The organism is Leeuwenhoekiella sp. A16, from assembly GCF_047946675.1.
Lineage (GTDB): Bacteria > Bacteroidota > Bacteroidia > Flavobacteriales > Flavobacteriaceae > Leeuwenhoekiella.
In genome coordinates, this window is sequence record NZ_CP172313.1 from 1,765,058 (window position 1) to 1,784,098 (window position 19,041).

Annotated in this window: 15 protein-coding genes; 5 read left to right on the forward strand and 10 right to left on the reverse strand. The window is 36.8% G+C overall.

Translation table 11 applies throughout. The features are described 5' to 3' along the window. Positions 1–9 precede the first annotated feature (9 nt). The 3 genes from ACH3O9_RS07560 to ACH3O9_RS07570 are packed head-to-tail and all read left to right on the forward strand — an operon-like array spanning position 10 to position 5,299. Positions 10–1,641, forward strand: coding sequence for a RagB/SusD family nutrient uptake outer membrane protein (locus ACH3O9_RS07560; protein ID WP_416445880.1), 1,632 nt, complete (start codon positions 10–12; stop codon positions 1,639–1,641). 43 nt (positions 1,642–1,684) lie between these two features. Next, positions 1,685–3,046 (forward strand): glycan-binding surface protein, encoded by a 1,362-nt coding sequence (locus ACH3O9_RS07565; RefSeq protein WP_416445882.1) that lies wholly within the window; start codon positions 1,685–1,687, stop codon positions 3,044–3,046. Positions 3,047–3,106: 60 nt separating this feature from the next. Continuing rightward, entirely contained in the window at positions 3,107–5,299 is a 2,193-nt protein-coding gene (locus tag ACH3O9_RS07570) for an endo-1,4-beta-xylanase (protein WP_416445884.1), read from the forward strand. Between the two features lie 53 nt (positions 5,300–5,352). Here the strand turns inward: ACH3O9_RS07570 and ACH3O9_RS07575 are convergent, their stop codons facing one another. Then, a complete protein-coding gene (locus tag ACH3O9_RS07575; RefSeq protein WP_416445886.1) occupies positions 5,353–9,489 on the reverse strand; it encodes a two-component regulator propeller domain-containing protein in 4,137 nt (1,378 codons plus the stop codon). Positions 9,490–9,770: 281 nt separating this feature from the next. Here ACH3O9_RS07575 and ACH3O9_RS07580 point away from each other — a divergent pair, with 281 nt between their 5' ends. Together ACH3O9_RS07580 and ACH3O9_RS07585 are read left to right on the forward strand one after the other, a co-directional pair. After that, entirely contained in the window at positions 9,771–10,283 is a 513-nt protein-coding gene (locus ACH3O9_RS07580; RefSeq protein WP_416445888.1) for a Pycsar system effector family protein, read from the forward strand. Further along, positions 10,284–10,901, forward strand: coding sequence for a hypothetical protein (locus tag ACH3O9_RS07585; RefSeq protein ID WP_416445890.1), 618 nt, complete (start codon positions 10,284–10,286; stop codon positions 10,899–10,901). Positions 10,902–11,017: 116 nt separating this feature from the next. Here the strand turns inward: ACH3O9_RS07585 and ACH3O9_RS07590 are convergent, their stop codons facing one another. The 9 genes from ACH3O9_RS07590 to ACH3O9_RS07630 all read right to left on the reverse strand — a co-directional run bounded on the left by ACH3O9_RS07590 (position 11,018) and on the right by ACH3O9_RS07630 (position 18,827). Continuing rightward, on the reverse strand, positions 11,018–11,395 hold the full coding sequence (locus ACH3O9_RS07590; protein WP_416445892.1) for a MauE/DoxX family redox-associated membrane protein: 378 nt from the start codon (positions 11,393–11,395) through the stop codon (positions 11,018–11,020). Between the two features lie 83 nt (positions 11,396–11,478). After that, a complete protein-coding gene (locus ACH3O9_RS07595) occupies positions 11,479–11,799 on the reverse strand; it encodes a hypothetical protein (protein ID WP_416445894.1) in 321 nt (106 codons plus the stop codon). Positions 11,800–12,068: 269 nt separating this feature from the next. After that, positions 12,069–12,422, reverse strand: coding sequence for a transmembrane 220 family protein (locus tag ACH3O9_RS07600; protein WP_416445896.1), 354 nt, complete (start codon positions 12,420–12,422; stop codon positions 12,069–12,071). 2 nt (positions 12,423–12,424) lie between these two features. After that, positions 12,425–13,801, reverse strand: coding sequence for an alkaline phosphatase family protein (locus ACH3O9_RS07605; RefSeq protein WP_416445898.1), 1,377 nt, complete (start codon positions 13,799–13,801; stop codon positions 12,425–12,427). Next, the gene (eboE, locus tag ACH3O9_RS07610; protein WP_416445900.1) at positions 13,798–14,988 is read right to left on the reverse strand and encodes a metabolite traffic protein EboE; all 1,191 of its coding nucleotides are present in this window, start codon (positions 14,986–14,988) and stop codon (positions 13,798–13,800) included. Before eboE ends, ACH3O9_RS07605 begins: the two co-directional genes overlap by 4 nt. Next, the gene (locus ACH3O9_RS07615; protein WP_416445902.1) at positions 14,989–16,158 is read right to left on the reverse strand and encodes a 3-dehydroquinate synthase; all 1,170 of its coding nucleotides are present in this window, start codon (positions 16,156–16,158) and stop codon (positions 14,989–14,991) included. A 12-nt stretch (positions 16,159–16,170) separates the two neighbouring features. Then, positions 16,171–17,061, reverse strand: a complete 891-nt coding sequence (gene eboC / locus ACH3O9_RS07620) for a UbiA-like protein EboC (RefSeq protein ID WP_416445904.1) — start codon at positions 17,059–17,061, stop codon at positions 16,171–16,173. Beyond that, on the reverse strand, positions 17,062–17,970 hold the full coding sequence (locus tag ACH3O9_RS07625; protein ID WP_416445906.1) for a TatD family hydrolase: 909 nt from the start codon (positions 17,968–17,970) through the stop codon (positions 17,062–17,064). It abuts the gene before it with no gap. Next, entirely contained in the window at positions 17,970–18,827 is an 858-nt protein-coding gene (locus ACH3O9_RS07630; protein ID WP_416445908.1) for an EboA domain-containing protein, read from the reverse strand. The genes ACH3O9_RS07625 and ACH3O9_RS07630 overlap by 1 nt, the downstream gene beginning before the upstream one ends. Between the last annotated feature and the right edge of the window lie 214 nt (positions 18,828–19,041).

Sequence of the window (19,041 nt, forward strand, 5' to 3'; positions counted from 1 at the left end):
AAAAATAATATGAAGACAAAGAAAATAATATACAGTTTGCTCATAGTAACGTTATTCGCTAGTTTTTATAGCTGTACAGATGAGCTTGAGATAGAACCGGAAGATCAAATTACAAAAGAGAATTTTTACCAGTCTGAAGCAGATTTTCAGGCTGCCACAGCACCTCTTTATAACAGGGTTTGGTTTTCTTTTAATGATAAATTTTATTTTGGTTTAGGAGACGGTCGTTCTTATAATTTATACGCACCTTTTTCTGATTATGTTTATCCATTCAGTGATTTAGCTGAGACTGGATTAACAGGGCCTTTGGTTGAAGCTTGGGGATCTTTTTATAATGTTATTCAGCAATCTAATAATGTAATAATTGGTATTACAAATAGTGCCGTAGATGAGACAAGTAAGACGCAATATATAGCAGAAGCCAGATTTATGAGAGGTACAGCTTACTGGTATCTTGCTTCATTATGGGGAGACGCTATCATTTCTACTAATCCTTCAGAGTTAGTAAATAACCCAATTGTAAATAAAAACCCGAGAAGCGATGTATATGAGTTTGCCATACGTGATATGGAATTCGCGGCAAAATATCTTCCTGAACAAGCGGCTCAATCGGGACGAGTAACTAAATATAGTGCGTATGGAATGCTTTCAAGACTATATCTTTCTTATGCTGGTTTAAGTGATGATCCAAATAGCGGAACGAGAGATCAGGCATTACTAGATCTTGCTAAAAAGGCTGCAGATAAAGTTATTTCTGAAGGGCCTTACACGTTAATGGCAGATTATGCCGAATTATTCAAAGTAGACAATAACAACAACTCAGAGTCAATGTTTGCTCTTCAATGGGTGCCTAATGGTGACTACGGTGTTAATAATCCACATCAGGCATTTTTCGCACTAGGATCTGAGATCACAGGAGATGATGCTGCTTATGGATATTATACAAGAGCCTCATACGATGTATTGTTAGAATATGAATCAAATGATGAGCGACGTAAAGCAACCTGGATGGCAGATGGAGATTTTTATCCTGAGATAAGCAGATCAAATGGCGGGTATACCGTTGATCACGAAAATACGTATGTAAATGTGAAAAAAGGAGTTGTGGGATCAACGAAAGATAATGCTAAAATCTCAAGGCAGAACTCAGCTTTAAATACGTATATGATGCGTCTTGCTGAAGTTTACCTAAACTACGCTGAAGCAACTTTGGGTAATGGTGCCAGTACAAGTGATGCAACAGCTTTAATGTATGTAAATGAATTACGTACAAGAGCCGGTCTTGATGAAAAAACCAGTCTTACTTATGAAGATATTATTCATGAACGGAGAGTAGAACTATGTATGGAAGGACAATACTGGTACGATTTAGTTAGAAGATCATATTACAAACAACAAGAAGTGATCAATTATATAAATGGACAAGACAGAGGTGTTATTCCTGCTTTTACTTATGATGCAGAGGCTAATCAGGTTTCTTTAGATGATACTCGCGATAGCGATACAAGAGCTGTAGGTGTTGCAGACGCAGGAACTTTTTATTTGCCATATCCTGAGTCTGAAGTTGTACAGAACCCTTTATTAAATGACGCTCCTGTTCCTTACGAATTTACAGAAGAGAGAATAACCGACTTATTTTAAGTTTGAAATTTTAGAAAGAAATACAATTAAAAAATTAATTAATATGAAGAAAAATATTTCAACTAAAAAACCATGGATATTCATGTCCCTTCTGGGGGTTATGTTTGTCGCATTGTTCTTTACGAGTTGCTCCAGTGATGATTCTGAAGGAGGTCCTATTACAATAAGTAAAGTATATCTTGAAGATGTAAACTCAACGGTACCAGACAGAGAAATCTCTTTTGCACGTTTAGGACAGCTTCTGCGTATAGAAGGTTCAGGTTTTATAGGGCTTAAAAGAATATTTATAAATGGTTATCAAACATCTTTTAACCCTGTTTATGTATCAGATACGTCTCTTTTAGTCAGAGTTTCAGGAGATACGCCTACAATTGAGGCAGAGGAGGATGTTCGCAACACGATACGTTTAGTAAATGATAGTAATGAAGCTATGATTTCTTTTGAGATTAGATCATCTGCGCCTACTATAAATAAAATTTCTAATACGCTTCCTAATCCAGGTGAAGAGATTACTGTATACGGTACAGGGTTAATTGAGGTTAGTAAAGTGGTTTTTCCAGGCGATGTTGAAGTGACCAATGGAATAACTTACGATACAGAAGATGGTGAGTTCTTTACAGTCACAATGCCAGAAGGTGTTTCTGAAAGCGGAGGATCTATTTATGTAGAGACTGCTAATGGAGGTGCTTATTCTCCGGCTTTTTTCAATTTTAGAGAAGGGGTGATTCTCAACTTTGATGGAATGGGAGCCATAGGTGAATTTGGAGACACCATCCGTCAAGATGAATTAGAATCAGCTTCTATAGGAGAAGGAAATGTATCACAGGGCACATATGTTGCTCATCGTCCTGCTCGCATCGAAACTTTTGAGGCAGGCAAGAACAGAGCTTCTGAAGTTTTTACAACGGGTAGCGAAAGCTGGAGAACGCAGTTTACACCATTTATTCCTGCATCAACACCTTTAGATCAGGTTGCTTTTCAATTTGATGTTTACGTGCCCGATGCTTGGGCGGGGAGCGGTTTCTTAAAAATACTTCTTATAAATAATTTTAATGGAGGTGAATGGGCCGGCGGTGTTTACAATTACGTACCATGGATTGTTGACGGTGAAATTGAACCATTTCAAACTGAAGGCTGGACAACCGTAACAATTCCTTTTACAGATTTTTACAGATATGAAGATGGAGGAGACTATACGTTTGAAGACCTGCTTGCTTTTCGTGAATCTGCTACCTATAAGAACTTTGGTATCTTCTTCGAAAACTCTGATATAAAACTTAGTGATGTTGAAAGAAACAGTAGTGAGGTAGAATTTCCATCGTCTGCTACTTCTGTTAATGTTTACACAGATAACTGGAGAATAGTATCATTAGAAACTCCTGCAGTTAGTGATTTTCCTGACTGAGAAATATAATACATAATTGGTTTTTCAATAGTATTTAAATACAGAACAAAAAAAATAGAAATGAAATACACTAAAGTAATACTCATATTAGCGCTTTCTTTTGTTGTTTTTTCATCTTGTGAAGATGATATAATGGAGTGGCAGGATGTGCCTGAAGAAAGTAAAGTAACTACAGCAGAGTTGCCTCTGGAACTACAGGAGAAAATAACAAGATATGATGCTCTTAATACGTATACTGATTATGTTTTAGGTGCAGGAATAATTCTGGATCTCTATATGAACGATGAAACATATAGAAGTATAGTTAATGAAAATTTTGATGATGTCACTGTTGGCTATGCTATGAAGCATGGTGCTATGGTTAATGCCCAGGGCGAATTAAATTTTAATAACGTAGACAACTTTATGGCTATGACCAATGAGGCGGACATAGACGTTTATGGTCACACTCTTGTATGGCATGCTAATCAAAATGCCAGCTATTTAAATGGATTGATCGCCCCAACAGTTATACCTGGTTCTAGTGGAGCAAATTCTCTTGATTTATCTTCTCTACAAGCAGGAACCCTTGATGGATGGGCAGGTTCATGGAACACTGCAATTTCAGTCATTGATGGTGAAGGTTTATCAAGTGATTCTAAAGCCGTGCAGATGATTGCAGACGGAACATCTAACCCATGGGAGTTGCAACTAGGAACACCAAATATCACCATAGTTAGTGGGCACTCATATGAAGTTTCATTTTATATAAAATCAGATCAGCCTGGGAAAGGGCGTATCTCTTTTGATGCTAATTTAAGTAATCAGTACCCTTGGTTTGATTGGTATGGAACCGGAGAACAAACTGAAGCTTTTGAAACTTCGTCAGAATGGCAACAAGTGAAATTTACTCTTAATGCAGCTGATTTTGTAGCCGGAGCTACAACTTTCATGTTTAATTTCGATATGGGTTATTTATCAGGTGTAACATATTTGATAGATGTTGATAACATTAGTGTTGTCGATCTTGATGCCGAAGCTTCTGTTACTAATGTTATTGGTAATGGAGATTTTGAAGGTGGTAATTTAGATGGATGGAACGGATATGGAAATGGCTCCACACGAGCAATTTCTGCAGAAGGTGAGGGTTACGGAGATACTGGATACGCTATGGTATTAACTAATCCCACAGCCGCTCAGAGTTATGAAGCACAGCAAGTTTACACTTTAAGTGCGCCTATGGAACAAGGAACAGAGTATACTTTTAGTTTTTATGTTAAAGCTACATCTCCGTCTATATTGCAGGTAGAAATTCAGAGTGATGACTATGCAGGCGATTATGCAGGAGGAATAGAAGTAGGCACCACTTGGTCACAAGTAGTCAGAACAATTACACCATCATCAGATAACCGTACTAAATTTGTTTTTGACTTTGGCGAATCTGCAACCACATATTATATAGATGACGTGGTTCTTACAACCGGCGAAGTACAAACTGGTTCTGCACCCATTGTAATTGAAAAAACTGATGAAGAGAAAGCTGAAATTATCGGTGCCGCTATGGAAGACTGGATCTCTAAAATGGTAAGCCATTATAAGACTGAAGTGTCAGCCTGGGACGTTGTTAATGAACCTATGAAAGAAGGAGGGTCTTTACGCGATGGTAATGTTACAGATCCAGCTACAGATGATTTTTACTGGGTTAAATATCTGGGTAAGGATTATGCTGTAACAGCTTTTAATTTAGCCAGACAATATGGTAACGCAACAGATAAATTATTTATTAATGATTATAATTTAGAATCCAGTTTAGCTAAGTGCGATGGGTTGATAGAATATGCTCAGTATATAGAAAGTCAGGGAGCAACAGTAGATGGTATAGGTACTCAAATGCATATTTCTTTAAATACGAGTAGAGAGAATATTGTAGAAATGTTTAAAAAACTGGCAGCTACAGGAAAACTAGTTAAAATATCTGAATTGGATGTTCGCTTAGGTACTGCCTCACCTACTACAGATCAATTAGCAGATCAGGCAGATATGTATCAATTTGTTCTAGATAGTTATAGCGAAAACATTCCTACAGCACAACAATACGGAATTACACTTTGGAATATATCAGACAGTGCAATAGAGCATGAATACTGGTTACCAGACGAATCACCTAATGTGTGGGATGCTAATTACGAAAGAAAGCATGCTTATAAAGGTGTGGCAGATGGACTTGCAGGTTATGATGTAAGTTCAGATTTCACAGGAGAATTACAAGATTAGATGTAATGTTGTTAGGTTAGATTGAAAATCGGAGGGGAAACCCTCCGATTTTTTTATGCATTACCAATATCAGTTGGCAGTATTCCAAAATGTACTTTAAAGCACTTTGAGAAATACGAAGGAGATGAGAATCCTACATTGTAGCTTATTTCGCTAATTGAGTTTTGCCCCTCTTCAATTAATTCTTTAGCTCTCTCAAGTCTAATTTTACGTATAAGCTCATTAGCCGTCAACCCTGTCAAAGCTTTAATTTTACGATATAACTGACTTCGGCTTAGACTAAATTCGTCAGCAAGTTTTTCAACATTGAGGTCTGTCTCACTTATGTTTTCCTGTACGTAGCTAATGATACCAGAAATGAATTCTTTATCAATAGAAGTGCTGGGTTCTAGTTCAGAATTTTTAAAACTACCCATATACTTAGAGAATAAGATGTCTCTGTTTGTAATAAGCTGCTTTAAATGTGATCGCATTACTTTCATTTCAAAAGGCTTGTTTAAATATGCGTCTGCGCCTGCATTAAGACCTTCAACCCAATCATCTACCATAGACTTTGCAGTGAGCATAAGCACAGGAATATGACTTGTTCTTAGGTCATTTTTTAATAATGAGCAGAACTCATGCCCGTTGAGTTTTGGCATAACTACATCTGTAATTACTATATCCGGAATGTACTTAGCCGCCTGTCTTAAACCTTCCTCACCGTCTTCTGCTTCAATAACCTTATATTGGTTCTCTAGTTCCTGTTTTATATACGATCTAAGCTCAATATTATCTTCAACCAGCAGAAGAGTTCGCTTTTGATTTTTAGTCTCTTCAGGAGCTTTCTGTTCAACAGAATCGTTTTCAGATAGAGTTCTAATCGTAGTTTCTGAGCTATTACCTATTTCTGATGGCTCGTAATGTTCTTTTCCTAATGGAATAAGAATTCTAAATTTTGTGCCAACTCCTATTTCGCTTTCTACATCAATCTCACCTTTGTGCAGGTCAACAAAACTTCTTACAACCTCAAGACCTATACCCGTGCCGCTGTAATATTGCTCGTTAAGCTCCTTTATCTGGTAAAAACGGTCAAAAATCTTACTTAACTCTTCCTGAGGAATACCTTTGCCGGTATCTTCAATACTAATCTCAAGCGCTTCTTGAGCAACCCTTGTATTGATCATTTTAAAAGAATGCTCTTGTTTAACGCCTACAGTTAGAGTGATTATACCATTGTTTGCAGTGCTTTTAAATGCATTTGAGAGGATATTGAAAATCACCTTTTCAAGCTTGCTTTTGTCTGCCCAAATGTTTTCCAGAGTTTTATCTATTTCCAGTGACAGAACTATATTTCTTTGCCCGGCTTCCTGTTGAAAATGATCAACTATATCTTCAACGAGGTGGTTAATATTAAAAGAAGTTACAGTTAAGGGTATTTTATTGAACTGAAGTTTTCTAAAATCCATTAACTCGTCGATAAGGCGTTTTAGCCGAGTTGTATTTTTGTGAATTATGCGGTGCTTTTCTTTTATTTTTTCAGGTAGTGAATTCTCCTTCAAAATATCTTCCAGCGGACTTAAAATTAGAGTAAGCGGAGTGCGGAACTCATGGGAGATGTTAGTAAAAAACTGAATTTTCTTATCATTAAGAGCTTCTTCCTGAAGGTGTTTTTCACGCTCCTGCTGTATAGCTCGCCGTGCACGAAGGCGTGCATCAAGAAATCTAAAAGCCAGATAGATTATTAATGCAATAGTTAGGATATAGCAAAGAATGGCAAAATTTGTAAACCACCATGGGCGTAATATTTCAATATTAAGTGTGGCAGCTTTATCATTCCATATGCCGTCGCTATTTGCTGCTTTTACTTTAAAAGTGTAGTTGCCGGCAGGAAGGTTAGTGTAGGTAGCGCTTCTTGTATTTTGTACATAGTTCCAGTCTTTTTCAAAACCTTCCAGATAATAAGCAAACTTGATCTTTTCAGGACGCGTAAAATCTATTGATGCATAGTCAATAGTGAATACAGATTGATCGTGCGAAAAAGTTACCTTTTCCGTTTGGGAAACTACTTTATTGAGCGGAGACTTCTTTACGGCCGGCTCAACCGGTTGATTGAAGATCTTTAAGTCTGAAAGATAAACAATAGGAGGGTTTTCATTAACCGAAATGTTCTTTGGGTCAAAATAATTTATTCCCTCATATGAGCCAAAATATAGCTTACCGGTATTGTCTTTATAAGAAGAATTGGTGTTAAAGTCATTGGTTAATAAGCCGTCATTTGTAGAGAAATTCTGTATTACCTGGCCTTGTTTATCAATTTTTGACAAGCCATTATTACCCGCTAACCAGATTGCACCAGACTCATCTTCTATAATAGAAGCAACAGTCACTTTATTAAATCCATTGCTGGAGTCTACCCAGGTAAATGAATCATTATTCATATCATATTTGCATAGACCGCCACCATCTGTTCCCAGCCAAATATTTTTAGCAGAGTCCTCATAAATATCTAATACAAGGCTTGAATATTTGTTGTTGCTATTTCCGCTATAAAAACGAGATGACAACGTTTCCAGAATATATTCGTCAGGCTTCACTTTTAATTTAAATAGCCCAGCGTTGCCGCCTATCCAGATATTATCCTCGCTATCAACATAGATTCTTTTAACATCACTATAGCTTATTTTTTCACTTAAAAAAGGTTCTTTGTCGTACGAAATGAATTTACTTAATTCAGGATTATACGAATGAATTCCTCTCAAAAATGTACCAATCCAGATCGTTCCATTAGAATCTTCAGAGAAGCTTAGAATACGATCAGTTGCCATTTCACCATGAGTTGTCTCAACTGTATAGTTTGTAAAAGATGTTGATCCTTTTTGCAAATAAAATATACCATAATCCCAGGTGCCAACCCACAAATTCCCTGCGCTATCCTTAAAAAGAGTTTGTACATCTGCAGCACTAAGCCCGGTTGCGATTTTATTATCGTGATCAAGTAAATGCGTAAACTCGTTGCTTTTAGGATTGAATACGTCAATACCGCCGCCGTCCATTCCTATCCATAATCTTCCGGCATCATCCTCCTGTATGCCCGTTACTGAACTTGATTGAAGTGAATTAGGGTAATTAGGCTTACTCTCGATGTCTCGAAATTTATCATAGAATTTATCATATACGCCTACGCCGTTATTATAATAACACACCCATATACGCTGCTGACTATCAAGAAAAAGATCCCAAATAGAATTAGATTTTATACCACTATCATCAGCTTTATTGTTGAGGTAATGATTAATAATCTTACCATTTCTGTTAAGTTCAAAGAGTCCGTCATTTTCTGTCCCGCAGAGTATGGTTTCTCGCGGTGTATTTAAAAGAGACAAAATTCTTTTTGAAGTAATAGGGAAGTTCTGAATGTTATACCTTCCATTTTCATTGCGATCAATCTTGTATAAACCCCTGTTAGTTGTGCCTAACCACAAACTACCTTTACCGTCTATCTCCATGCTTTTAACAGCGAAAGCAATTTTTTCCTTCCCGCTTGCTGTTTTAAAAAACAGAGGTTTAACGATATTCTTTTCTTCATCAAGATCTAGAATACCGTAACTTGTTCCTGCCAGAATTTTATTATCAAAACTTACAATGCTGTTTATAAGCAGGTTTTTTATTTGAGGAATTCCAATTATTTTTATGGCTTCAGAAGTTAATGTTGCAGGGTTTACCCTAAACATTCCGTATTGATGAGTACCCACTAAGAGATCTCCTTTATCATCTTCAAGAATTGCCTGAACCGAAATACTGCTATCTTCAGATTCCTCTAATAAATTAATATGAATAAAATTGTCCTGATCTCTATTGTAAAGATCAAGGCCGGTTTCAGTTCCTATCCATAATCTGTTTTTGCTATCAACGTATGTAAAATGAATGAGTGAATTGCTAATACTGCTGCTGTCTGCCTCATGAAACTGGTACGTTGTATAATCAATACCGTTGTATTTATTAAGCCCCAGACCATTAGTTCCCATCCATAGAAAACCTTGTTGATCCTGAGACATACTGGCTACGGCGCGTTGGGTAGTGTTATTCTTAAGCGCTTCAAAATGATATTCGGGAAAAGGATTATTCTGCGCGCATAATTGGCTTGCCGTTAGCAATAAAAGAATGAAAGCAATTCTAAAGCTGAAAATAGGTGTCAATAATTTATTCATACAATTTGAAAAAATCAATCATTTTATGCAAAAATGAGAATATCTTAAATTAATCACTCAATATAAGCAGAACCTGCCAAGAATAATAGCTTTTATTGAAAATTAGATTTTAAAGTAAAATGGATTAAGGATGGAAATCTCTGGCGAAATAAAACAATTTTAAAACTTCTGATTATTGAAAATACCAAGGAAAATAAATACGTCGATTTTTTATAGTATATTTAAAATGAAGTTCTTAGGACAATTTAGTGTTTAAAAATAACGCTATAACAGCCAAATGTATGATACAAGACTCTAATAATTACTGGGAGCAACTGGAGCGCCTGGAGAAACTTATACGAGCATCAGAATTTAAGGCAGGGGTGGTTTTTTCTTTTCACGGCCTCATTTTAGGGTTTTTTGTAGATAATCTTGAAGAATTGAAACCCATATTTTTACAGACTAATGCATTTATAGTTCTCGCTTTACTCTGGTTTTTATCTGTTCTTTTATCTATTTTTCATTGCTTTAAATGCTTTAGACCGCAAATAGAATTAAAATATACTCCCAATGTTTTCTTCTTTAGAGATGCTGTTTATGCCTTTGGAGATACAAAAGAATATTCTAAACGCCTTCTAGAAGTATGCGAGCGTGAAGAAGAGCTATTTGTTCAGTTAAGTGAACAAATACATGCTGAGAGCAAGATTATAGACCAAAAATTTAAAAGTGTTCACCTCGCCATCAGGTATTTTGTCTTGAGTTTTCTATTTATAGTACTCACAAATATTTTATGGGTAATAAAATTATACGCTTAATTGGAATTAGAAGGAATGAACGGATATTACAAATTGAGAAAAAGAGCGCTCGAGATATTAAATTCAGAACTGCCCAAAGGTTTATATTATCATAGTCTTACGCATACTTTAGATGTTTTAAACACAAGCAATAATTACATTAAGAGAGAAAATATCAATACAGAAGATGCTAAATTATTGAGGATCGCGGTTTTCTTTCATGACACAGGATTTACAAAAAAATATGTAGATCATGAAGAAGTTAGCAGCAACATAGCCATAAGTTTGATGGAAGAGTTTGACTTTAGTGAGCAAGACATTTGTAAAGTGAAAGGTTTAATAATGGCTACTCGTATACCCCAGTTGCCGGCTACACATCTGGAAAAAATAATTTGTGATTCAGATCTTGACTATTTAGGCAGATCAGATTTCTACCCCATAAGTGATCAGCTTTTTAAAGAATTACAATTTAGATCTATGATAGATTCAAAACTGGAGTGGGATAAAGTGCAGATTAAATTTCTTGAGCGACATACATATCATACCCAGTTTGCAATTAAGAACAGACAACCTAACAAAGAAAAACGCATAAAAGAGCTTAAAAACTCGGTTTTAAAGGCAGAAAAGCACCCCCACTAGTACAGTTTAGATTCTATTTCATCTTCCCTGTGCAATAAAATTTAAATGCATAGTCAAAGGCAAGATGTAAAATGTCTTGTGCATATAGAAGTGTGATAAGACCTAAATAGGTTTTTCTAATCTATCAAAGCTTTATACTTTTTACGATTCTCAAAAAGAACCCAAATATTAATTATAAAAAGAACTGCGGCTATAGGTAGTCCAGAGGGAATGTTGATAATATTTATAAGAAGGATTCCTATCATTACCGGAAGAATGATAATAGCTCCCAATGCTCTAAATTTAGGTATGATAAAAAGAATACCACCTAAAACTTCAACTAGACCTGTAAGGGGAAGTAACCAGCCTATTTCTGCAAAAAACGTCATAAGTTTTATGCTTTCTTCCGGCATGTCTTCTGGCATTGGCATGTAATTTAAAAATTTGTTGAGTCCCGCATTGATAAACATTAGCCCGAATAGAAGACATACGACAAATAGAATTTTATTTTTCATTGGTTTAGTTTTAACTAAAGTACATTTAATATTAAAACCTTCAGGAAATAAAATATAAACAAAGCTTTTAGATTTTACAGGTCTCAATTTTCCATTAACACGAGGCACATCGCTGCAATTTCTTTCACTTTGTAATTGTCCATACTTTTATCGTCTGCAACTGCTTCATCAATTTGAATTTTTAATTCTTCAGAAAGAGCACGAAGTTCCAGTAATGTTAGAGCGCCATGATCTGGGGCGAGTAAGTCATAGCAAGTTGCTAGTTTGTTGTGTTCTGAAGCAGCTTTCCACTCTACAATGAGAGATGCGTGAAGCGCACCGCCAGCATTCCATTTTTTTAAATTTCCTTCTATAATTGATCTTAATACAAGAATAAAAACCAAAACACAGATTAATGGATTCATAATTTAGAGGATGAGAGAAACGTTATAACTATGTTAAAAGTACAAGTTAAATTCCGTTTCTCTTTACGGGAAACCGTAAAGTCCTAAAATAGCAAAAGGCACATTTTTACATGTGCCTAATGCATTCCCCTCATCCATTAATACTAATGAATGATCAATATTACTAAGGTTAAACGGGAGTTCTTTACGGGAAACCGTAAAGCGAGTGTTAAATCTCTAAAACTTCATTTTTATTTACCGGGAGGAGTGCGCAAGCCGCTATTTGAAAACTAAAGTTTACGCTGCAGATTGATACGCCAGGCTAGAATAGCCATCACCACAGCGTTTATAAGCAGACCTAAAGATTCTCTGCCGCGTTCTATATTTTCAATTTCTCCTGAGCCTATGCTAACACCTTCAAATTGAGCCGGCCAATTATAAATTGCACCTATCAAAAAAACAATTGCAAGAACAAGTGCGATAGCAAAATGCAGTTTGTGAAAGATAAATGAAATACACGCTAGAGCTGCAGAGCCATAAATGAGATACCACAAAAAAGAATCGGGGTCATTGTTTTGTAAGTAAGCCGCCCAGGCAAAGAGTATCGCAAAACCAAGTGCAAAAATTTTGAATAATGTTTTCATGGCTATGTATTTAAGACATGATTCTCTATAATTTCAAAAATCTGTGTGGGTTGCAAAGCAGGTTTGTTAAATGCGGCAGATTTATTCGTTATACAAACAGGATAATCATCAACCTCCTCTGGTTTGCGGCCATGCGAGCCTTTTACCAATTTCGCATCTAACGGAATAATATCTAAAACTGAACGAAAACCGGCTTTTTTCTTGAGTAACTTCAACGCTACTTTTGGCATAACTAATTTATCGTTGGGGTCTGTCAATAATTCAACAGGATCATAACCCGGTTTTTTGTGAATGTCTACCATACGCGCATAATCTGGAGCTTTGTTGTCATCTTCCCAGAAGTAATAGGTAAACCATGAATTCTTATCGGCAACCACAACTATATCTCCGCAGCGATCATGATCAATATGCGCCTTCTCAAGTTCTTCATCGCTTAGAACCTGCTCAATACCATCAACCTTTTTTAATAGATCTTTTATTTTCGCTTTAAGCGAAATATCTTTTAGGTATACATGCGCGATCTGATGATCTGAAACTGCAAACGCATCGCTGGCACCTGCATCCAGAAGTTCGAGGCCGCGCTCAATGCGTATGTCGAGATAACCTTCTTTTCTTAGAATTCTATTGATGTGTATTGGGTTATTTACATCTGTAATGCCATATTCTGAAAGTAGAATAATGTTTGCATTCTTCTGTTCATAATAGGTTACAAGTTTCTTGACCTCTGCATCTACTTCGTTGAGGTCTTTGCCTATTATACTAAAATCTAAACCAAATTTTTGCAAATTATAATCCAGATGTGGAAGGTAAATCAGCGTGAGCGTTGGGTCGTGCATTTCATCTGTTCGTATAGAAGCATCAGCTATCCAGCGAGTAGATTTTATAGAAGTTTTTGGTCCCCAGAAAGAAAACAACGGGAATGTGCCTAACTCACTCTGTAGCGTATCGCGCAACTCTGAAGGATACGTGTAACAGTCTGGAATCTTTCTGCCGTCTGCCAGATAATTAGGTCGCGGTGTGGCACTGTAATCTACGCTAGAATACATATTGTACCACCAGAACATATTAGAACAAGTAAAAGTTGGGTCGATTTTTTTTAGTTTTTCCCAGATTTTTTCACTTTCTACCAGTTTATTAGACTGTTTCCAAAATTGAATTTCCTGCTGCTCTTTATTAAACCAGCCGTTACCTATAACACCATGTTCAGATGGCCATTTACCTGTTAAGTAGGTAGATTGCGTAGAGCAGGTTACGGCAGGAAGAACGGGTTCTATGACTGCAGAACTGCCTTTTTCTAAAAATGATTTTATAAAAGGCGTGTGGTCGCCTATGAGTCTGCGTGTTAACCCTACAATATTTATAACGACTGTTTTCTTCATAGTTTTTCGGTTAGCCATCCTAATTCTCTTGTTATAGACTCACCCAGATCTGTCTTTAATTCTGCCGGAAGCACATCCCAGGTATAGGTTTCTACTTCAAGGTGATTTGTTACCGCATGATCTTTTAAGTACGCTATAACTTTTAAAATGTGATCTTGTGTTGAGTAAAGTGCTCCGTATTTTTCTAAAAATAGTGGAACATGAAAATGTGCCCGCAGCTCCTCAAAATCGGCTTTTTTAGCTAAAATATCGGGCAGATCGTTAAAGGTTTTTACGTTGCCATCAATTAACTGGGTTACCTGATGCAGGTAAACGGGCTCATTAAACTGGGCCAGTGTTTCCCAAATTTCCTCATTGTCACCTTTGTTAAACAAAATTTTTAATGCAGAACTCACCTGGATTTTACCCACTTTTACCCCGTTTTCTGCTAGCTTTTGAAGGGTTTCTTTAGGTTCTTCATACGCCAGAGAAAAATGGCAAACATCATAGCAAATGGTGATGTACCGGTAAATAAGTTCTTTCGCCTTGCGCGAGTCGCTTCCTAATTCCTGCTTTAAATGATCTATAGCTATAGGTAAAAGATAATCGCTGAAAAACTGTAAAAATTCATCGCTATTCTCCAGCATTCCGTCAGGTTCTGGCTCAATATCTAGATGTATGTATTTACCTGTGCGTTCTTCAAGCTCATGTAAATGCACAATAAGCTGACTTAGATTTTCTGCGCCTTTTTCAAAAGCATTGTTTGTGGCATCTTCTGTTTTGTGCCAATGTCTGTAACTTATGGGAGAGGTTGAAATGCCACCATCAAGATCGTTAGGCAGCAATATCGCTAGTTGGTCTGCAAGGCGTTTAGTATAAATCACACGCTCATCTGTAGTCCAGTCTGGAGCGTGAACCAGATCTTTAACGCGCTCATTATGAAAATTCCCGTAAGGGAAACCATTCATAGTAAACACATAGATATCATTATCATCAAGCCACTTTTTAAAACCATTAAGCACATCGCCGGTGCCCAGTTCTTCGCTTGCTTTATTTGATAATCGCAGTCCCAGCCCGAATTTATCTTCTGTTAGGCTATTTTTTATGCCGGGAACGTATTCTTTAAGGCTCTTAAATGTGAGATCCCAGTTTTCGCCAGGGTGAACATTTGTACAATAGGTAAGATGAAATTTATTGTTTACCAGCATTTAAACAGATAATTTATTGGTGCTGAATTCATTGAGCATGCTCATTGCTTGGCGCATTTTACCATAATCGATCTCGTGCACATCGTGTTTTACACCTATTTCTGAAATCAAGGTTATCGTAAGTTCACCGCCTAAATGCTCTCTAAACTCTTCGATGCCGTTTAGAAGTTCTTCGTATTGCAATTCGCTATCAAGCGGAATACCTAAACTGAATCCTACTTCTTCTAAAACTTTAATGATGCGTTTTAAAGTACTTTCTTCAATTAGACCAATAAGATGTGCATAAGTTAGATCTAGCGCCATACCTATAGCTACAGCTTCACCGTGGCGCACGTTATAATTTGTTATGGCTTCCAGTTTGTGTGCAGCCCAATGACCAAAATCGAGAGGTCTGGAAGAACCGCTTTCAAAAGGGTCGCCACCCTGTGCAATGTGATGCATGTGAAGTTGCGCACATCTATAAATAAGATGCTGCATGGGCTCCATTTCTCTTTCGCATAAAGCGGAAGCATTATTTTCTACCTCTTCAAAGAACGATTTATCTTTAATTAGGGCAACTTTTACAGCTTCTGCAATACCTGAGATCCAATCACGAAATTCTAAAGTAAGCAAAAAATCACTGTCGTTGATAATCGCATATGGAGTTGCAAACGTTCCTAAAAAGTTCTTTTTATTAAGAGCATTTACGCTATTTTTTACGCCAACTGCAGCATCGTTTTGAGCCAAAACAGTCGTTGGAATTCGAATTAATTTTACTCCGCGATGTGCAATTGTTGCTGCATAACCCGCCATGTCTACCAGTGCACCACCGCCAATTGCGATTACAAAAGAATGTCTGCAGATCTTGTTTTCATTAATCGCTTCTATAACTTCTTCTACATGTGCAGGATTGCTCTTACTGCTTTCGCCGCCTTTAACAACAATAGTTGCAGTATGCTGCAGCTGAGAATCATACTTTTTACAGTAAGCAGCTATCTGGCTATCAAGATCAGGATGGTGAAATTTTACACCATCATCGATCACAAAGAGCAACTTTACTTTTTTATTGGGTTTGTAGGCTTTAATAAGGTCTACAAATAGTGCATTCTCCTGATTAAAGAGTCCCTGAGTAAAGTGTAATTTATAATCGTACTTTATAGTGAACGTTTGTTCTATTGGGGTAAAGTTCATAATTTGAAATTTTTAAGTAACCGCAAATAATCTTGATAATAACATAGATAACGGCAATAACAGTAAAACAGCAATGCCTAACCACCATTGAGAAAATCCTACAGCCACAGAGGCATCAAGGATTATAAGCGATAGCACTCCTGCAATTACGGCTTTTTTAATATTTTGAGGAGAATTTTCTTTATAGGCAGCTATAAGCGGCCTATAGATCATAATTGCAAATAGGATTATAAACGGAATGGCAGGCAGGATGTTGTGATCATGACTCAGGAATAGTCCTGTAATCGCGCATATTACAACGGCGTATAATAAACCTGCCAGAATTATATGTTTCTTATTGTCACCATGTACTTCACCACGGCTTATAAGTGTGATTGCGGCAATGTATAAAATAGGTATGATAGAGAAATACCAGTGATTTAGTTCTCCTAAAATGGCGATACCCAGAAGTAAGTTTAAACCTCTGCACACGCCCATATTTACAGGTCCTAAAAAAGCATTGTGTTTAGCAAACTTGTCATAAAGTAATATGGCTATAGCCAAAGCTAAAGCAATAAAGCCACACAAAGCATTTACAAAAAACGCCAGAAAAACCCCTAAAAACAGTAAAAAACCACCTAAAATCGCGGCGTTTTTAAGTTTTATTAATCCGCTGGGGATTGGCCTTTCTGGACGCTCGACAACGTCTAACTCATAATCAAAGAAGTCATTTAGAACCACACCACCGGCATATAAACACACCGAAGCGAGTACAAGAGCAATCACTTCATTAATCAAGACATAAAAAGTGTCTGGCTCAATAAATAAACCTGCTATAGCAATACCTGCAATAACATCTGCAGCAGCTGTAGGTAAATTTGCCGGGCGGGTGAGTCTTAAATATCCTTTTAAAACCGGGTTCATTTAAACAATCTTATCATTATCTACGCGAGGTTTTTGACCGCGTAGCACACTATTATCATTAAAAAGTTCGGTTTGATCAATACCTTCTTTGTCCTTCCACACGCTTTCATTCATTTTTCCGTTTTTACCAAAAGCATCTAAAGCATTTTGATAACACGTTTTAATAACATCTTCTCTTGCAATACCACGTTTCAACATGAGTGAAGCAGTTTTAGGCACAGAAAGCGGATCACTTACTCCCCAGTCTGCAGAACTGTCTACAATTATATGATGACTACCATATTGTTTAACAATTTCTACCATACGCTCATTGCCCATTTTTGTATTGGGGTAAATAGTGAAAGCAGCGATAAAACCACGATCTAGCACTTCTTTTACAGTTTCTTCATTGTTGTGGTCTATGATCACATTTGCAGGGTCAAGACCATGTTCAAGACAAACCTCCATACTTTTAATGGTGCCTGCTTTTTTATCGCGATGTGGCGTATGAATTTGTACTGTCATGTCAAGCTCTTTAGCCATATCAAGCTGCATTCTAAAATACTTATCTTCAGCTTCTGTCTGGTCGTCATAACCTATTTCGCCAATAGCGACAACATTCTCTTTATGCACATATAGAGGGAGCAATTCTATCACCTGCTCTGCTAAAGCTTCATTGTTTGCCTCTTTAGAATTGAGACCAATTGTGCAATAGTGATGTATACCAAATTGGCTTGCGCGAAAAGGTTCCCAGCCTACCAGACTGCTATAATAATCCTGAAATGAACCTACCTGAGTTCTGGGTTGTCCCAGCCAGAAAGATGGTTCTATTATCGCCACAATACCCGCTGCTGCCATTGCCTCATAATCATCTGTCGTTCTAGAGGTCATGTGCACGTGTGGATCTATAAATTTCATTTTATCTTCCATTATTGATCTTTTAAGTTTTGCCAGTTTAGATCTTTATTCTCGATCTGGCTTTTTAGATTTGGGTGATTTTGTATTAACTCTTTTGCTTCTTTTTTCTCTGAATAATAACAACATAAAGCTGCTGCTTTATTCTCGATCTTGTTCTCGCTTGCCAGTAAATGTTGCATGTCTTTATAAAGTTCACCTTCTATAAAGTTTGAAACAGGTCTCCAGAAATACGGTTCAATCTCACGACCCGCCGCCCAGCGTTCATGTGCATAGTCTGAAATTATTCTTGCAAGATCAGCATTTGCACGATCATCAACATCTTCTATTTGAGAAAGATCGCCCTGCATAAAAGCAGTTTTAAGATACATCTGGTTCCATTGCTTTTCAGAAAAATATAAACCCGGATACGGATTCTTAAGTGCAATCGCATTAAAAACCGATGCTATATTTGTGCGTAAAGCATCTACAGCAGTATGCTTAAAATCTTTGGCATTAGGCAAAATTGCCAGATATCTTAAAAATGTTGCCAGTTCAGTCTTGTCTGCCACCTGAATGATATTTGCGACCTTGGGTGTGAAAAAATCAGGATCTATCTCAAGTATTTTAACCAGTAAATACAACCTGCTAATTTCAAGATAATTTGCATCATGATTCTGCAGGTATTTCACCAGGTCTGTAGATGTGGTATAGACCACTTCCTGCGTTTTATCAATTTTAGAAGAAAGTAAGCTGTACGTTAGAAAAAGCTCTTTAGTAGATTTTTCTCTGGCAACAAGTTCAATTTTTTCTTCGAGCCAGTTAAACGTTTTATCTGGCAGTGATCCAGATAAGAGATTTGATAATTGTGTGCTGGTTTGTTTCAATTTCATAAATGTAAATTGATTTGTATTCGCAGGCTTAAATTCGGTTAATAACGAGCGAAATACGCTCAAATTATACTGGTTTTTCAGGTTGTTTGGTCATATTCAATTTATAAATATTCACCTGCGTAATATGCTAGAAAAGTACAAAACTTAAATGTAAATGCCCTTTAACCAACTTTAAAAGTGTCTTGTCTTTTTTGTATTCATGCAAGTAATAATT

Excerpts from the sequence above, each read along its gene's own strand:
- ACH3O9_RS07560 (WP_416445880.1), top strand. The coding sequence starts at position 10 with ATGAAGACAAAGAAAATAATATACAGTTTGCTCATAGTAACGTTATTC.
- ACH3O9_RS07565 (WP_416445882.1), top strand. The coding sequence starts at position 1,685 with ATGAAGAAAAATATTTCAACTAAAAAACCATGGATATTCATGTCCCTT.
- ACH3O9_RS07570 (WP_416445884.1), top strand. The coding sequence starts at position 3,107 with ATGAAATACACTAAAGTAATACTCATATTAGCGCTTTCTTTTGTTGTT.
- ACH3O9_RS07575 (WP_416445886.1), bottom strand. The coding sequence starts at position 9,489 with ATGAATAAATTATTGACACCTATTTTCAGCTTTAGAATTGCTTTCATT.
- ACH3O9_RS07580 (WP_416445888.1), top strand. The coding sequence starts at position 9,771 with ATGATACAAGACTCTAATAATTACTGGGAGCAACTGGAGCGCCTGGAG.
- ACH3O9_RS07590 (WP_416445892.1), bottom strand. The coding sequence starts at position 11,395 with ATGAAAAATAAAATTCTATTTGTCGTATGTCTTCTATTCGGGCTAATG.
- ACH3O9_RS07595 (WP_416445894.1), bottom strand. The coding sequence starts at position 11,799 with ATGAATCCATTAATCTGTGTTTTGGTTTTTATTCTTGTATTAAGATCA.
- ACH3O9_RS07600 (WP_416445896.1), bottom strand. The coding sequence starts at position 12,422 with ATGAAAACATTATTCAAAATTTTTGCACTTGGTTTTGCGATACTCTTT.
- ACH3O9_RS07605 (WP_416445898.1), bottom strand. The coding sequence starts at position 13,801 with ATGAAGAAAACAGTCGTTATAAATATTGTAGGGTTAACACGCAGACTC.
- eboE (WP_416445900.1), bottom strand. The coding sequence starts at position 14,988 with ATGCTGGTAAACAATAAATTTCATCTTACCTATTGTACAAATGTTCAC.
- ACH3O9_RS07615 (WP_416445902.1), bottom strand. The coding sequence starts at position 16,158 with ATGAACTTTACCCCAATAGAACAAACGTTCACTATAAAGTACGATTAT.
- eboC (WP_416445904.1), bottom strand. The coding sequence starts at position 17,061 with ATGAACCCGGTTTTAAAAGGATATTTAAGACTCACCCGCCCGGCAAAT.
- ACH3O9_RS07625 (WP_416445906.1), bottom strand. The coding sequence starts at position 17,970 with ATGGAAGATAAAATGAAATTTATAGATCCACACGTGCACATGACCTCT.
- ACH3O9_RS07630 (WP_416445908.1), bottom strand. The coding sequence starts at position 18,827 with ATGAAATTGAAACAAACCAGCACACAATTATCAAATCTCTTATCTGGA.